Here is a 17,100-nt window from a genome sequence, read left to right on the forward strand (position 1 = left end):
ATAAATCAATATTAAATAAATTTTTAATCATTTGAATTAATTTTATTTAACTTTATAAAATCCAAAAAGGTTGCATCACTTGACATTGTATATTTTTTTAGAGCGTAAGATTGTGTGGTAAGAAATGGATATTCTAATTTTGGAATATAAATATCATAACTATTTATGCTAAATTGTTCCTCATCTTCTACAAGGTTATTTTTATTTAAATAATCACATTTATCAGACTCAAAAAAAAACTTACAATAAGTTGGGCTTAAATCATGCAAAAAAACTTGCTTGTTTGAGATTTTAACCTCATCTTTCGTCTGATTGACATCTTTTATCATAATGAAAGGCTTATATCTTCCAAAACCCCAATAAAAATTATTATTTAATTTTTCTGTATAAGGGTAATCCTTATAGTATTTGTTACATTTTCTTTGTCCAAAAAAATCAGATATGTTATCTTTTGTATGAGTTCTTTCTATACAGTTTGGTTTTGCATGATCTGATTTAATAACTATCATCGAGTTATTGTATACTTTATTATTTTTTAAATTATTTAAAAATTTAATTATTTTTTTTGATATACATTTTATCACAATAGACTCATGATCATAAGAACTTATTCTATCATCAAGCGATTTTACTTCTTTACAATTTTCATTAACTTTAATCGGCCAATGACTAAAGTTAAAATGATACATACGTATAACATTATCTAAATTTTCATTATAGGTTACATTGTCAAAAATTTCGTCGTATTCGTATAAATTTACACCTAAAAATGATTTAAAAAAGTTATACGGGTTAGGCTTGTTATTATTATTAAAAGAAATTAGATTTATAAAGTCTAAATATATTTGTGTATATATTAATGGCTCTATTAAAATTACAAATGCTGGTGTGCCCCATCTTCCAGTGGATGAAATTATGAAACTTTGGAAAAAATTATTTACTTTGAAAGCTGTACTATAATCTTGCAATAAACTCACCGAAACTCCTTTACTTTTGTCTGAAAGGGCAGTGGTATAGGTGCCATAAACTAGAGTATTTATATCTTTTTGATTTAAAATATTATTTGAATAATTATTTTCTAATTTTCCATTAATCTCAAGGTTTATTGAAGGCTGAGTGTGTGGAGCTCCTGTAACAGTATTTTTATAAAATTTAAAATCTTTTAGATTTTTATAAAGTTCTTTATTTTTGATTACTTCTTCATATATCTTATGGCCTGAAATTCCATCAAAACTTAAAACGATTAAGTTTTTGTTACCAAATTCACTTAAGCTATATTTATAATTTTTATTTTTATAATCATATTGAATATTTAAAAATAAAAATATTATGTTTGCTAAAACAAAAAAATAAATAAACCTAAAAAAATAATTATTTTTATCTTTCTTTATTAAAAAAAAATAAAATAAAAAAGAAAAGACTACTTTAAGTAAAATTATATATCTTAATCTAACTGATAAATCTAAGCTAAATGGACCAGGTACTCCTGTTACGGGAAAAAAATTTCCCATCATAAATACCCACAATAATAAAAATCCCACTAAAAATGAAAAAGTAGAATAAATATTATACTTAGGGGGAATATTTAAAATTAAAATAGAAAAAACGATTAAAATTAAACTTAAAATTATAGCTACTAACATCAAAGATATAAATAATTCTAAAGGGTAAACATAATCATTAGTTCTTGATAAATTTAAAGGAATAATAACAATGACTAATAAACTTAAAGTAAATGAATTTAAATTTAATCTGTTAAAAATTTTATTCATTATTTGTTTTTAATTGTAGACTAGTTTTATCTTAACTTTTATCGCTATCTATTAATTTTTTCTTACCAATCCAAGGCATCATAGCTCTTAGCTCAGCACCTACTTTTTCAATTGGATGATCCGCAAGATCTTTTCTCATTTTTAAAAAGTTCTTTTGTCCACCTTCGCATTCTTTCATCCAATCTTTAGTAAACTTACCAGATTGAATATCAGCTAAAACTTCTTTCATTCTTTTTTTGCTTTCGCTATCTACAACCTTTTTACCTGATACGTATTCACCATATTCTGCTGTATTAGAGATGGAATAATTCATATTAGCAATTCCACCCTCATAAATTAGATCAACTATTAACTTTACTTCATGTAGGCATTCAAAATATGCCATTTCAGGCTCATAGCCCGCTTCAGTTAAAGTTTCAAAGCCATTTTTAATCAGTTCTACTAGTCCACCACAGAGAACCGATTGTTCTCCAAATAAATCAGTTTCACATTCGTCTTTAAAAGTTGTTTCAATAATACCAGATTTTCCACCTCCAATTGCTGATGCATAAGATAATGCAAGATCTCTTGCCTTACCTGTTCCGTCTTGGTGAACAGCAAATAAACATGGTACCCCACCACCTCTTTCAAACTCACTTCTAACTAAATGCCCAGGTCCCTTTGGTGCAACCATGAATACATCCAAATCTTTTCTAGCATCAATAAGTTTGTAATGAATATTTAATCCATGAGCAAAGGCTAAACTTGTGCCTTCTTTAATTCTTTGTTCAATATGATTTTTGTAAATTGAAGCTTGTAATTCATCTGGAGTTAATATCATTGCAACCTCAGCCCATTCAGCCGCATCTGACATATTCATTACTCTTAATCCTTTTGATTCCGCTTTTGCTTTACTTGCTGAACCATCTCTAAGCGCTACAACAACTTCTTTGGCTCCACTATCTTTTAAATTTAGTGCATGTGCATGTCCTTGGCTCCCATAACCAAAAATTGCTATTTTTTTACTTTTAATTAAATCTACATCTGCATCTTTTTCATAAAACATTTTCATTTTTTTTCTCCTATTGGTAATTAATTTAAAATTTCTGCACCTCTAGTCATTGCTACCGCTCCAGTTCTTGAGGCGCTGACAAGACCAAGTGGTTTTAAATTCTTTATCATACTATCTATTTCTCTTCTTAATGCTGTAATTTGAATTACAGCAGATTTATTTGTCTGATCTAATATAACTGGATTATACTTTTTACAAGCATTTAAAGCTTTCTTAATTTTGATAGAATTTGCAACAATTTTTAATAGGGCCATTTCTTTAAATATCACTTTTTTATCTTCTCTTTTAAAATTAACAACATTATGCACTGGAACTAATTTTTTGAGCTGCAATACAATTTGTTCTATAACTTGTGGTGTCCCTGTTGTAACAATAGTAATTCTAGAAAGATTTTTTTTATGGTCAACTTCAGCAACTGCTAAGGATTCAATATTATATCCTCTACCTGAAAATAGCCCTACCACTCTTGATAAAACACTTGCTTCGTTATCAACCCATACAACAATAATGTGTGTATCAATTTTTCCAAATTTACTTGGTGTGCTATATGCGGATTTAGATTTTACCATTTAAACTAACGCTTTTCCTTTTCCTGTAATTTTATTTGCATCCTGATCCTTTGGACCTAAAAGCATTTGGTTGTGAGGTTTTCCTGATGGGATCATTGGAAAGCAATTCTCTCCTTGATCTACAAGACAGTCAAAAATAACAGGTCTATCTGTGTTAATCATTTCTTCAATTTTTTCATCTAATTCACTTGGATCTTTTGCTCTAATACCAACACATCCATAAGCTTCTGCTAATTTAACAAAATCTGGTAAAGCTTTTGAATAACTTTCAGAATAATTTTTTTCATGTAGTAGCTCCTGCCACTGTCTAACCATTCCCATATATTGGTTATTTAAAATAAATATCTTTATTGGCAAATTATACTGAACTGCCGTTGATATCTCCTGCATATTCATAAGAATTGAGGCTTCACCTGCTATATCTACCACTAGTTTTTTTGGATGAGCTACCTGAACACCAATAGCTGCTGGTAATCCGTAACCCATTGTTCCAAGACCCCCAGATGTCATCCATCTATTAGGTTTATCAAATTTATAATGTTGTGCTGCCCACATTTGATGCTGTCCGACTTCAGTTGTAATATAAGTGTCACTATTTTTTGTTAATTCGTACAATCGTTGAACTGCATACTGAGGTTTAATAATTGTATTGCTGTTCACAAAACTTAAAGATTGCTTAGTACGCCATTTTTCAATTTGTAGCCACCAGTTTGAAATTTTTTGTTTATTAGATTTTTCTAGATTTAATTTTTTCTTTTTTAATGTTTTAGTCGTTAAACTGATTACATCTGATACATCACCAACTATTGATAAATCAACTTTAACTATCTTATTGATTGAAGATGGATCTATATCAATGTGAACTTTTTTTGATTTAGGGGAGAACTCATCTATTTTTCCTGTGATCCTATCATCAAATCTTGCACCAATATTAATTAATAAGTCACAGTCATGCATTGCATTATTAGCTTCATAAGTTCCATGCATTCCAAGCATTCCTAAAAATTGATTATCATTTCCAGGATAAGCACCTAGGCCTTGTAAAGTTGAGGTTATAGGAAACCCTGTTAAAGAAACTAGTTCTCTTAATAATTCACTTGCTTTGGGTCCTGAGTTAATTACTCCACCGCCAGTATAAAATATTGGTTTTTTAGACTTACTCATTAAATCAATAAGTTGATCTATGTCTTTTTGATTAAATCTATTTAAATTTTTAGTAACAACTTTTTTATCTTTATTTAGTTTTGAGTATTTTGTTTTTGCAAATTGAATATCTTTTGGAATATCAACTAATACTGGTCCTGGTCTTCCTGTTGTTGCAACCTCAAAGGCTTCATGCATAATTCTTGGCAAATCATTTATATCTTTAACTAACCAGTTATGTTTGGTGCAAGGTCTTGTAATTCCTGTAGTATCGCATTCTTGAAAGGCATCTGTTCCAATTAAGTGTGTAGGTACCTGTCCTGAAATACAAACTAGAGGAACTGAATCCATATATGCATCGGTTAATGCGGTTACAACATTTGTTGCACCCGGTCCTGAAGTAACCAATACAACACCTGGTTTTCCAGTTGATCTTGCATAACCTTCTGCAGCATGACCTGCTCCTTGTTCATGCCTAACTAAAATATGTTTTATAGTTGGATGATTTTTTAGTTCATCATAGATAGGAAGAACTGCTCCACCTGGATATCCAAAAATATGTTCAACTTTTTGGTCTTCAAGACACTTAAATACTATCTCTGCTCCTGAATATAATTTTGGCATCCAGGCAATCTATCGGACTTTATGTTAATTGGTCAAGTTTAAGAGAAGATTTTTTTAATTTTTTTATATAACCATCTAATTTGATTGGATCAATTTTAATCCACGATGTCATCCTAGTTCTTGCCCAAGTCGCTTGTCTTTTAGCGTATTGTCTTGTTTTAATTGATATTAACTCTTCTGCTTCATCCAAGGTAATTTCATCATTTAGATACTGTGTCAATTCGGCAATCCCAATTACCTTGTTTACACTCTGATCTTTTTTAATTTTTAGATTAAGAAATTTTTTAACTTCAGAAATGGCTCCACTATTTACCATGCTAGAAGTTCTTAAATTAATTCTTTCAACAAGTTTTTCTCTTTTTGTTTCAATATAGAGTTTTAAAAAATCACTATCTTTAAATTCAGATTTAGTCTTAGCTAACCAATCATACATAGATATATTTGTATAAGATTTAATCTCATAAGCTCTTATGGATCTTTGAGTATCATTTGGATCAAATTTGTCTTTAATTTTAGGATCAAGTTTTAAAAGTTTTTTATAAAATTTTTTTTGTCCTTCTTTTTTAGACATTAGTCTAACTTTGTTTCTAAACTTAAGGGGTATCTCTGGAATTTTAACTAGTCCGTTGATTAATGATTGAAAATATAGACCTGTTCCACCAACTAAAATTGGAATTTTTTTCTTTTTTTGAATATTTTTAATTTTTTTAATTGTGAGTTCTAACCATTGTCCAGTTGAAAATTTTTCATTTAAATTAACAAATCCATATAGATGATGTTTAATATTTTTTTGTTCTTGCTTGTTGGGTCTTGCAGTTAATATTTTTAATTTTTTGTAAACCTGCATACTGTCAGCATTGATGATTTCTCCTTCAATTTTTTTTGCAATCTTAACAGCTAAATTTGATTTACCTGATGCAGTCGGTCCTGAAATCAGAATAATTTTGGACTGTTTGTCCATTATTAATCTAGCTTAACACCAATATATCTTCTTTGGTTTTGATTGTTATAAATTACAATCAAAATAGTTTTTTGATTAGATTTTAAAACAGTGCCTACAATATCTTCAAGATCTTTAGTAGATTTTATTTTTTTCTTTTGAGCTTCAACAATAACATCTCCAACATTTAAGTAATCTATTGGGCTATTTTTTCCAATATTTGTTATAACTAAACCTGTTGTTTGATTGGGTAATTTTTTTTGCTCAATATCTTCATCGTTCAATGGTCTTACAATTATTTTTAAAGATTTAATTTCAGAAATTTCAGGTGTTTCTTCTTTGGTTTCTTTTTTTTCTACTTTAAAATCCTCTGAAGTTTCAAGCCTTCCTAGTTTAATTTTTTTAGTAATCTCTCTTTTATTTCTCCAGATTTTAACATCTACAGTTTTACCAACTTCTGTTTGTGCAACAATTATTGGTAATTCTTTCATCTCTTTAATCTTAGTGTTATTAAACTCTAATATAATGTCTCCTGCTTTAATTCCTGCTTTGTCAGATGGGCTATTTTCTGCAACACTAGCAACTAATGCTCCTCTAGGTTCATCTAATTTTTCAACTTCAGCAATTTCTTGAGAAACTACCTGAATTCTAACACCCAGCCATCCTCTTTTAGTTTCACCAAATTCTATTAATTGATTTACAACTCTTTTTGCATCGTTCGATGGTATCGAAAAACCTATCCCAATAGAGCCACCTTTACCCAAAATTGCTGTGTTAATTCCAATTACATCACCATTCATATCAAATAAAGGTCCGCCTGAGTTTCCTGAGTTTATTGATGCATCAGTTTGAATGTAATCTTCATAACGAGACAGACCAATTGATCTATTTCTTGCTGATATTATTCCTGCAGTAACCGTTCCTCCTAAGCCAAAGGGATTACCGATTGCAATAACCCAATCACCAATTCTCGCTTGATCAGAATTTCCAAATTTAACTGGTGCAAATTTTTCTTTTGAGTTTATTTGAAGGACTGCAATATCAGATAAGGGATCAGCACCAACAACTGTTGCTTTATATTCTTTATCACCATCAACTCGAACTAAAATATCTTCTGCATTTTGAATAACATGATTGTTAGTGATTACAATTCCACTCTCTTCTATTATAAATCCTGAGCCTAGTGCAGCAGACTTCCTTGTTTGAGGTGTTCCAAATTCTTTGAACATATCTTCAAAAGGTGATCCTGGGGGAAATTGAAAACCAGGAAATGGATTAGAATTTGTAGTAACTGTTGTCGTTGTAGAAATGTTTACAACAGATGGCATTAATTTTTCTGCCAGATCCGCAAATGAAGCTGGTGCGTCTTTTGCTAATACTTGTGATGCAAAACTTATTGCAAAAAATATAATAAATAATTTTTTAATTCTGTTCATTTTAACTTTTTATATACCAAATAATTATAAAACCTATAACTGCAAAAATTAACCCACCACTTCTTAATTGTGAATCTTTTATCATCTCCATTTTTTTTAACATACTTTTCATTTTTGATGGAAATAAGGCATATAAAATTCCTTCTATAAAAAGAAAAAGTCCAAAAGCTATAATTAGCTCTCTCATTATTTTAGATTAATTTTTAGGTTTTATGTTACCAAAAAATTTAAAGAATTCACTGTCAGGTGATAAAATTAAAGATGTCTGTCCACCAATTAAAGCAGTTTCATAGGCTTGCATCGCTCTGTAGAAAGCAAAAAATTCTGCATCTCTTCCAAAGGCTTCTGCAAAGATCTTATTTCTTTCACCATCACCTTGACCCTTCATGATTTCAGATTCTTTATTAGCATTTGCTAAAATTACAGAAACATCCTTGTCTGCGGTTGAAGTAATTGTAACTGCCATCTCAGCACCTTTTGCTCTAAATTCTTTTGCTTCTCTTTCCCTTTCAGTCTGCATTCTTCTATAAATTGCATCACTGTTTGCTTGTGGAAGGTCCGCTCTTTTAATTCTAACATCTACTATTTTAATTCCAAAACTTTCAGCTTCAGTATTTACACCTTCTTGTATTAAAGCCATTTGTTTAGTTCTGTCTTTTGAAAGTAAAGTTTGTAATTCTTGCTGACCTAGTACATTTCTCAGTCTTGAGTTAATAATTGTTGCTAGTCTTGATCTTGCAACTCTTTCATTGCCAACTGAAATATAAAATTTTAAAGGGTCTACAATTCTAAATCTTGCAAATGCATCAACAATTAAACGTTTTTGATCTGATGCAATAACTTCTTCTGGTGGTGTATCTAAATTTAAAATTCTTGTATCTAGAAAAACTACGTTTTGAATAAAAGGAATTTTAAAATTTAAACCTGGTTTTGTAATAATTCTTTTAGGATCACCAAATTGAAGAACAATCGCTTGGTTTGTCTCTTTAACTATAAACATAGATAGAAACGCTAACGCTCCTACTGCAATAATTATTGGTAATAAAATTTTTTGTACTTTCATTAGTTACTTGCCTTTTTTTTACCTAGCTCTGGTAATGGTAAATACGGCACCACACCTGAACCTGCATTTTTTTCTATAATTACTTTATCAATATCAGCTAAAACTTTTTCCATAGTCTCTAAGTACATTCTTTCTTGAGTAACTTCTTTTGCTTTTGCATACTCTTCATAGATAGATACGAATCTGCTAGCTTCACCTTCTGCTTGAGCAACCACTTGTTGTTTATAAGCTTCAGCTGCTTGCATAATTTTTGCAGCTTCTCCTCTAGCTCTTGGGATCACGTCGTTTGCATAAGCCTCGGCTTCATTTTTTGATCTTTCCATATCCGCCCTTGCAGCTTGCACGTCTCTAAAAGAATCAATTACCTGATTAGGTGGGTCTGCTTTTTGCGTTTGTACTTGAGTTACCTGAATACCACTATTGTATTCATCTAATATCTTTTGAATAATTTCTTGTGTTTCAATTTCAATTTTAGCTCTTCCTTCAGTTAAAATTGATTGAATATTACTTTTAGCAACAACTTCTCTCATTGCAGTTTCTGCAGCAGCTTTCACAGTGCTTTCTGGGTCTTGGACCTCAAATAAAAATTTTCCTGCATCTTTAATTATCCAGAATACTGAAAAATCGATATTAACAATATTTTCATCCCCTGTTAACATTAAACTTTCTTGAGGGATATCTGCCACTCCTCCACCTTGTGAAAAACCACTTTCTCTTTCAGATCTAAAACCAATATCCATTCTATTAACTTTTGTAACTTTTGGTGTTTCAACAGCCTCTACTGGAAAAGGAATATGATAATTTAATCCTGGTTGTGTAGTTTTAATAAACTTACCAAATCTAAGGACAACACCTTGTTCATCTGGAAGTACTCTATATAGGCCACTTGCTAACCATACGAAGGCTAAAATAATTAGAACTAATATAATTGGTTTTCCTCCTGATGAACTTCCACCAGGTAAAAATTTATTTATTTTACTTTGAATATCTCTAATAATTGCATCTACATCAGGTGGTGTAGGTCCTTTTCCCGAACCATTTCCTCCTCCTGGAGGTGTTCCCCATGGGCTTCCGCCTCTACCTTGAAAATCGTCTGACATATGACAAAGTATATAATGTCTTTCTCACAAAAAACAAGTAATGATAAAAATATGACAGATAAAAAGCCAGAACTAAGTGACGCAATGAAAAAAAAACTGGAACCTAGAAAGTTCACAAAGAACCCAATTTTAGGAACAAAATTTACAATAGCTGTTTCAAGTGCAAAAGGAGGAGTTGGAAAATCAACTTTTGCAACCAACCTTGCTTTAGCATTAAAACAAATTGGCTGTAAAGTTGGTTTACTTGACGCTGACATTTATGGTCCATCAATTCCAAAGATGTTTGATATTAATGAAAAACCAAAAAGTGATGGTCAAACCTTAACTCCAATTACAAAATATGACATTCAATGTATGTCCATTGGTTTTCTTGCAGACCAGCAAACACCAATGATTTGGCGTGGACCTATGGTTACTAGTGCAATTAAAACCTTTACACAAAAAGTTGGTTGGAAAGATTTAGATTTTATCATTGTTGATATGCCTCCAGGAACTGGAGATACCCAATTAACTTTTTCTCAAGAAATTAAGATGGATGGAGCAATTATTGTCTCAACTCCTCAAGAAGTAGCTCTTCTTGATGTTAAAAGAGGGATTAAAATGTTTGACAAGCTTGGAGTTAAAATTTTAGGTTTAGTTGATAACATGAGCTATTTCACTGGTGATGATGGGAAAAAATATAAAATTTTTGGTGAAGGTGGAGTTAAGCGAACTGCTGAAGAGTTTGAAAAAGAATTCCTAGGAGAAATTCCAATAAATCCTGAAGTTGGTAAATGTGGCGATGAAGGAAAACCAATTGTAGAAGCTAATCCTGAACATGAAATCTCTAAAATATATTTAGACTTTGCTAAAAAAATAAGAGCTACTTATTTAGATAATTAATTTTTTTAATAATTAAATCATTAATCATTTTTGCACCTATAAGTGAAGGATGATATCCATCATAAAAGAAAAAGTTATTTTTATCATGAGTTGAACATAAAGGCATAGATTCTTTGTTACAAAATGCTTTATATGAATAAACTTTATGAACTCTGGGCTTGTTTATGCTATCAAAAAATTCAATTACTTCTTTATTCTGCTTTAAAAAATCTGAATACTTATAGTTAAATACTCTGACCATATTTTCAAATTTTTTTTTCTGTAAATTTCTACCCATTTCAGGAATAGGGTATAAGAGGATCACCTCATTATTTTTTGATAATTCATCAATAATATCAATGAAAGCTTGTTCAACAACTTGTGGGTTATGTTTTTTAGATTTTTTATCAACAAAAAGATTATCCCAATGTAAAGCTCTATCTTCTATTCTTTTGTTATAAAAATATAACGAAGTTGCACCACCTAAAATTATTATATTATCTTTAGATTTTTTTAAAATCTCATCAATTTTAATTCTTAAATTATCATAATCTATATTAATTTTTTTTGAATGTTTGTTTATTTGGTTAACATTTTTTAAATGAAAATATCCTGCACTAGTAAGGCTTAAAAAGGAATAGTCAGATTTAGTTTTATCATAAAGATCGTATGCAAGACTTCCCAAATGTGAGTCACCTAACAAAATTATTTTTTTTTCTTTTGATCCAAAATTGCAAATTCTGCCAAAACAAGCTTTATTATCTTGCTCTAAATAAAGAAAGGTATGTTTCTTTTGGTAATTTTTTACTTTCAATCTATTAGTAAACCCCTCCATTGTAATAACGGATACCGAATAAGTCGCAATAATGAAAAAAATTATTGTTAATGAAGAAATGATAATCTTTAGAGAAACTTTTTTTCTAACTGGTTGTTCAATAAAATAATATGTGAATATTGATAAAATAAATGTCAATAATATTAATAAAAATTTTTCTAAATTATTATTAAAAAAAATTTCTAAATGATTTGCAAATGAAAATATTGGATAATGCCAAAGATATAGGGAATAAGAGATTAAACCAATTTTAACAAATACTTTATAGGATAATATCTTTAGTATAAAATTGTCTTCATAGCTAAACCATAAAATTAAGCTAACACCTATTGCTGGTATCAATGTGTAAAATGATGGGTGAAAAATTTTGCCATCAAAAGAAAAAAATGAATAAACAATTAACGTTAAACCTAGAATTGGGAATATTTGACAGAGAATTTTGTTTTGCCCTCTATGACCTAGTTTAATTTCGTAATATGCGAGTAATGAACCTAGAATTAATTCCCAGATTCTTGTATGTAGAAAATAAAAAGTAGCTGAAGGATAATTTTTACTACCCCAATCAGCCAATAATAAGCTGATAACAAAACAAATTAAAAAAAAATAAAGAAGATGTTTTTTTAGAAACTTAAATACAAGCACTAGCCCAATTGGAAATAGAATATAATACTGTTCCTCAACTGATAAGGACCAGGTATGTAGAAAAGGTTTCAATAAGCCCTCAGGAGATCCGTATTCTAGGCCAGAAAAATGAAAATAGAAATTCGAGGTAAATCCTAAAGAATATAAAATTGATTTTGAAAAACTTACTAGGTCAGTTGGATATAAATAGATCCAAGAGAAAGGGATTGACACCAGCATTACAAATAATAAGGCTGGTAATATTCTTTTAATTCTTTTTATATAAAAGTTTTTAAATGAAAAACTATCTTTCTCTATTAGCTCTTTTAAAATTATAGAAGTTATTAAGTATCCAGAGATTATAAAAAAAATATCAACACCTAAATATCCACCTGAAAAAACTAGATTACCAAATAAATAAAAATTTGCGTGATAAATTATTACAGCTAATACAGCTATTGCTCTTAATGTATCGATTTCTGGACGATACTTAAGTTTGATCATTTTAATTCATTAATTTTTAAACAACTTTATTTTTCAAATCAAAAGCAATCATCAACTCATTCCATTCTCTTTTAGATAAGCCTGCACTATCAGGATTAACATCTTCACCTTTAATAAGTTTTTGAATGATAATTTTTCCTTTAGCTGAAACTTCTGTGCCCCCTACTCTATAATCCATGAATGCATCATAAGTTATAGGTACCCATTTCTTAACAGTGTTTAACATGATGTCAGCATAAACTCTTATTTCATACTGAGCATGACTATCAGCTCTTAATCTTAAAAAATTCATTAAGTTTAATAAATCAGTTTTCCAATACCACTGGGTATAAGTGTTTAAAGTTAAATTCATTCTTGCAAGTTCTCTTGCTAACCCTTTTTTATTTTCATCAATAGTTGATCCGTCAAATCTTTCATTCAACATCATTTCATAATTATCATAAGTTCTGTCAGCATCATTTTTTAAAAGTTCTAAAACTTCTTTTGCTTGTTCACCTTCAATAACATCACCTCTACCTTGTCTGTTGCTTGAAGATTGAGCTGCTAAATTTTCTGCAGATGGCAAATAAAATTCTTTATCTAAAATTGAATACCTAGCTGAGTACTCATTAACATTTGCTGTTCTATGTCTTATCCATTGACGAGCAATAAAAATTGGAAGCTTCACATGATATTTGATTTCACACATTTCAAATGGAGTGCTGTGCCAATGTCTCATTAAATATTTAATTAAGCCTGCGTCTGTTGAAACTTTTTTAGTACCTTTTCCATAAGAAACTCTAGCTGATTGAACAATTGATGTGTCATCACCCATATAATCTACTACCCTTACAAAGCCATGATCTAGTGCAGGCATTGCCTCATAAAGAATGTTTTCAAGTGCAGGCGCGGTAACTCTTTTTGTTTTATTTTCTTGAGATTGTTGATCTTTGATCTCTTGCGCTTGTTCTGTAGTTAATTTCATTTTTTTTGAATTTTTTTTTATTGAATCTCTTTCAAATGCTTTTATATTAATAGTGTTGGCTTGCCAACTACGACGATAAACGAATTTCGTAATAACCATTACGGACGTGGGGGCAGTACCCACCACCTCCACCATTTACAACTTACGGGGGTGAAATAGGATCGACGGGTGACTAAAGGCTATTCTTTCGTTCGGGATTGTTCCACCGTAACGGGCTAAACTTTAAATGCTAACGAAAGTTACGCTATTGCTGCATAATTAACTTAGGTTAATTATAGAAGCACGGTCTGGGGCACCGGGTAACAGAACGCCCCTACTAATTTATAAATTTAGTTAGATCAGGTTTAAAATATTTAGGGCCCTTCATAACTTTTCCAGATTCGTTATAAATTGGTTTACCATCTTCACCTAACTTACTCATATTTGAGTTTTGCACTTCCTCAAAGCACTTATCAAGATCAATACCAAACGCATGTCCGGCACCATAAGTTACATACAATATGTCTGTTAAAGCATCTGCAACTTCTAAAAGATCTTTATTTTCCATTGCTTCTTTAAGCTCTTCTAATTCCTCTTTTATTAAATCATATCTAAGACTATTGATCTTATCAGTGCTAAAAGATGGCTTAGTTTTGACTTCTTGACCAAAGGTTTCCATAAAAGTTTTTACTTTGTTAAAATTTGACATTTAGCTCCTGTAAGTTTTTAATAATTAATATATAAGTATATTAAATTACTAATTATATATTAATCAATGAAATTAAGAAAAGAGTTTGACAGTATTGGAAGCATCAACGTACCTAACGATAAGTATTGGGGTGCATCAACTCAAAGATCTAATAAGTTTTTTAATATTGGAAAAATTTTAGTTAATATTTCTATAATAAAATCTATTGCGATCATTAAAAGATCTGCTGCTTTAGTGCATTATAAAGAAAAGCAAATAAATAAAAAAATTACTAATTCAATAATTAAAGCTTCAGATGAAGTTATTAAAGGAAAACTAGATGAAAATTTTCCTCTAAAGGTTTGGCAAACAGGATCTGGCACACAAACTAATATGAATGTTAATGAGGTAATTGCAAACAGAGCAATTGAAATATTGGGTGGAAAAAAAGGTTCAAAAAAACCAGTTCATCCAAATGATCATGTAAATAAATCTCAATCAACAAATGATGTTTTTCCAACAGCTATGCATATATCCGTTGCTCAAGAGACTATATCAAAACTATTACCTAACTTAAAAATTTTAGAAAAAGAATTAGCAAAAAAATCTAAAGAATTTAAAAATATTATTAAAATTGGTAGAACCCATTTACAAGATGCAACACCATTATCACTTGGGCAAGAATTTTCAGGCTACCAGGTACAGCTAAAAAAATGCATTGAAAGAGTAGAGCTTTCACTTAAAGAAGTATATTTTTTAGCGCAAGGCGGGACGGCTGTTGGGACAGGTATAAACTCTAAAAAAGGTTTTGATAAAAAAATTGTTAAAGAGATTGCTAAATATACAAAAATCCCCTTTAAACCAGCTCCAAATAAATTTGCAGAACTTGCAGCTCACGACTCTATTGTAAATTTTTCAGGTACACTAAATACTTGTGCTGTTGCATTAATGAAAATATCAAATGATGTGAGATTTTTAGGTTCAGGGCCACGTGCTGGATATGGTGAATTAATATTGCCAGAAAATGAACCTGGTTCATCTATTATGCCAGGAAAAGTTAACCCTACTCAATGTGAGGCAGTAACAATGGTTTGTGCCAAAGTAATAGGCAATCATACTGGAATTACAATTGCTGGATCGCACGGGCATTTTGAATTGAATGTATTTAAGCCAATGATTGCTCATAATGTACTTCAATCGATAGATCTTATTGCTGATAGTACTAAAAATTTTGCAATTTATTGTGTTAAAGGAATAAAAGCTAACAAGAAAAGAATTAAAGAGCATCTGGATAATTCTTTAATGCTAGTAACAGCGCTAGCCCCGCACATTGGATATGATAATGCAGCAAAAATTGCAAAGGTAGCTTTAAAAAATGGGACAACACTAAAACATGAAACTCTTAAAACAGGTCTTGTTGATGAAAAAGATTATGAGAAAATAGTAGATCCTAAAAAAATGATCTACCCCTCATAAAGACCTATTAGTTCGTTTAATAATCTTCTACTTTTAGTCAAATTATTAGAACTATTATCATTAAAACCCTCAGCTATATTATAGAATTGATCACTCACCTTGTTGTCATCTATCTTAATATTTTTAAAAGTAATTTCATTACCCAGAAAATCATAAATTATATTTAGCTTGATGTTTTTAATATCTTTTCTTAATCTTTTATTGGTGCTTAAAAAAGAATACAATCTATCAGGATCTTTAATATCTATTGATAAATTAGCTGATAAAATTAATTTATCGTTTTCTAAAAATAAATCACTATTAGAAACTTCTATTAAACCAATATTATTGTTGATAAATATTGATTTATCAAAACTTATTTTGCCATTTAAAATTTTTAACTTCAGTTTAGCTTCATTAAAGATTTTATCTTTTTTTGTAGACTTAATATTTACTAAAGTGTGTACACTAATATTTTCATTAAATAATAAACCTGATTTAATAAATTCGTTGATTATAGAGTTTGGTGTAAATAAATTTGAAATTTTATAATCGTATAAATTAATTTTTAGATTTAGATCAAATGGATTTATTGCAAGTTGTCCATTATAGTTTATTTTAGAGTTAAGAGTTTTAGAGCCATCTGATTGAAATATTACTATTTGATCCTTAATACTGTATTTCGTATTGATAGATGAATTTAGTATAGAAATATTATTCATTCCACTGTTTAAATCTTCATCTTTTTTAAAAAATTTGTCTATAATTTTAAGTTTAATATCGGAAGCCTTTATCTTAATATTTTTTTGTGAATTTATTGTATTTTGATAATTTAATTCAAAAGGTATATTAAAAATTTCTCCTTTTAAATCAAAAAGATTAAATAAATTTTTTTCATCAAAAAATAAAAATGCATTGGAGATTTTTATAATTGAAATTACTTCGTTTAAATTGTTCTTAAAAAAAACATTACTATCATTAATTTTAATTTTTTTTTTAGAAAATTTATTTTCACTGTCTTTATAAAGTGGTTTTAAATCATTACTTAATAAAGAAAAATTTGCCTCTTCAATAAATACTTCGTTTATTCTAATACTATCCTTATTGAAAAAATTATTTTGACTAATTAAAACATTTAATGTTTTAATCTCTGCTAAAGAAGTTTTGCTGTCTCTAATTAAATAATGAGGTTTTGGTAAAATGCGATATGAGATATCAAAAGAGTTAGTTAAATTTATATTAAATTCAGAGCTTAATTTACTAACAATCTTATTTTGTACCCAATTTTTGTCATACAATAGAGGTATTAATAAATAAAAAATATAGGCAAATAATATACTAATTGCGGTTATTATATATTTATTAAAAGTACTAACATGAAACTTATTATTTGTTTTTTTTTTAAGTTTGAATATTGTCTTTTTAATTAAGTTATTAAAATTTTTAACAATTTGTTTCATAAATCACATTGAAGGTTTTAATAGCTTATAATCAA

15 protein-coding genes and 1 other RNA gene are annotated in these 17,100 nt (G+C 29.3%); 3 read left to right on the plus strand and 13 right to left on the minus strand.

All coding sequences use genetic code 11. The annotated features are described in order from the left end of the window. Positions 1-23: 23 nt before the first annotated feature. Genes AC5SLN_RS04865 through hflK form a run of 9 tightly spaced genes read right to left on the minus strand, consistent with a single transcriptional unit; the run spans position 24 to position 9,698 of the window. Positions 24-1,772: a hypothetical protein gene (locus AC5SLN_RS04865; protein WP_494593015.1), complete on the minus strand. Its 1,749-nt coding sequence runs from the start codon at positions 1,770-1,772 to the stop codon at positions 24-26. A gap of 31 nt (positions 1,773-1,803) precedes the next feature. Further along, positions 1,804-2,823: a ketol-acid reductoisomerase gene (gene ilvC / locus AC5SLN_RS04870; RefSeq protein ID WP_494593017.1), complete on the minus strand. Its 1,020-nt coding sequence runs from the start codon at positions 2,821-2,823 to the stop codon at positions 1,804-1,806. A gap of 20 nt (positions 2,824-2,843) precedes the next feature. Next, positions 2,844-3,392, minus strand: coding sequence for an acetolactate synthase small subunit (ilvN, locus tag AC5SLN_RS04875; protein ID WP_494593019.1), 549 nt, complete (start codon positions 3,390-3,392; stop codon positions 2,844-2,846). Continuing rightward, positions 3,393-5,159 carry an acetolactate synthase 3 large subunit gene (locus tag AC5SLN_RS04880; RefSeq protein WP_494593021.1) on the minus strand — a complete coding sequence of 589 codons (1,767 nt, stop codon included), beginning with the start codon at positions 5,157-5,159 and terminating at the stop codon, positions 3,393-3,395. Positions 5,160-5,178: 19 nt separating this feature from the next. Then, positions 5,179-6,120 (minus strand): tRNA (adenosine(37)-N6)-dimethylallyltransferase MiaA, encoded by a 942-nt coding sequence (miaA, locus tag AC5SLN_RS04885; RefSeq protein WP_494593022.1) that lies wholly within the window; start codon positions 6,118-6,120, stop codon positions 5,179-5,181. A gap of 2 nt (positions 6,121-6,122) precedes the next feature. Further along, positions 6,123-7,535, minus strand: a complete 1,413-nt coding sequence (locus tag AC5SLN_RS04890) for a Do family serine endopeptidase (protein WP_494593024.1) — start codon at positions 7,533-7,535, stop codon at positions 6,123-6,125. A gap of 1 nt (position 7,536) precedes the next feature. Continuing rightward, a complete protein-coding gene (locus AC5SLN_RS04895) occupies positions 7,537-7,722 on the minus strand; it encodes a DUF2065 domain-containing protein (RefSeq protein WP_271479618.1) in 186 nt (61 codons plus the stop codon). A gap of 9 nt (positions 7,723-7,731) precedes the next feature. After that, complete coding sequence (gene hflC, locus AC5SLN_RS04900; RefSeq protein ID WP_018414329.1) at positions 7,732-8,598, minus strand: protease modulator HflC; 867 nt, start codon at positions 8,596-8,598, stop codon at positions 7,732-7,734. Continuing rightward, a complete protein-coding gene (hflK, locus tag AC5SLN_RS04905; protein WP_011281404.1) occupies positions 8,598-9,698 on the minus strand; it encodes an FtsH protease activity modulator HflK in 1,101 nt (366 codons plus the stop codon). The genes hflC and hflK overlap by 1 nt, the downstream gene beginning before the upstream one ends. Here hflK and AC5SLN_RS04910 point away from each other — a divergent pair, their 5' ends adjacent. Beyond that, positions 9,699-10,580, plus strand: a complete 882-nt coding sequence (locus tag AC5SLN_RS04910; protein ID WP_494593026.1) for an Mrp/NBP35 family ATP-binding protein — start codon at positions 9,699-9,701, stop codon at positions 10,578-10,580. Here AC5SLN_RS04910 and AC5SLN_RS04915 read toward each other — a convergent pair. Together AC5SLN_RS04915 and thyX are read right to left on the minus strand one after the other, a co-directional pair. After that, on the minus strand, positions 10,561-12,519 hold the full coding sequence (locus AC5SLN_RS04915) for an acyltransferase family protein (protein ID WP_494593028.1): 1,959 nt from the start codon (positions 12,517-12,519) through the stop codon (positions 10,561-10,563). The two genes, AC5SLN_RS04910 and AC5SLN_RS04915, sit on opposite strands and share 20 nt — an antisense overlap. 16 nt (positions 12,520-12,535) lie before the next feature. Further along, positions 12,536-13,483, minus strand: coding sequence for an FAD-dependent thymidylate synthase (gene thyX, locus AC5SLN_RS04920; RefSeq protein WP_494593029.1), 948 nt, complete (start codon positions 13,481-13,483; stop codon positions 12,536-12,538). Between the two features lie 16 nt (positions 13,484-13,499). On the opposite strand from thyX, the gene ssrA reads away from it, so the two are divergent. Beyond that, positions 13,500-13,801: a transfer-messenger RNA gene (ssrA, locus tag AC5SLN_RS04925) on the plus strand. Here the strand turns inward: ssrA and AC5SLN_RS04930 are convergent. Next, positions 13,800-14,171 (minus strand): pyrophosphohydrolase domain-containing protein, encoded by a 372-nt coding sequence (locus AC5SLN_RS04930; RefSeq protein WP_494591466.1) that lies wholly within the window; start codon positions 14,169-14,171, stop codon positions 13,800-13,802. The genes ssrA and AC5SLN_RS04930 overlap by 2 nt on opposite strands. 66 nt (positions 14,172-14,237) lie before the next feature. On the opposite strand from AC5SLN_RS04930, the gene fumC reads away from it, so the two are divergent. Further along, positions 14,238-15,626, plus strand: a complete 1,389-nt coding sequence (fumC, locus tag AC5SLN_RS04935) for a class II fumarate hydratase (protein WP_494593030.1) — start codon at positions 14,238-14,240, stop codon at positions 15,624-15,626. Here fumC and AC5SLN_RS04940 read toward each other — a convergent pair. Then, positions 15,614-17,065: a hypothetical protein gene (locus AC5SLN_RS04940; protein ID WP_494591472.1), complete on the minus strand. Its 1,452-nt coding sequence runs from the start codon at positions 17,063-17,065 to the stop codon at positions 15,614-15,616. The two genes, fumC and AC5SLN_RS04940, sit on opposite strands and share 13 nt — an antisense overlap. Between the last annotated feature and the right edge of the window lie 35 nt (positions 17,066-17,100).

It is taken from the genome of Candidatus Pelagibacter sp. PS_31, from assembly GCF_059417865.1.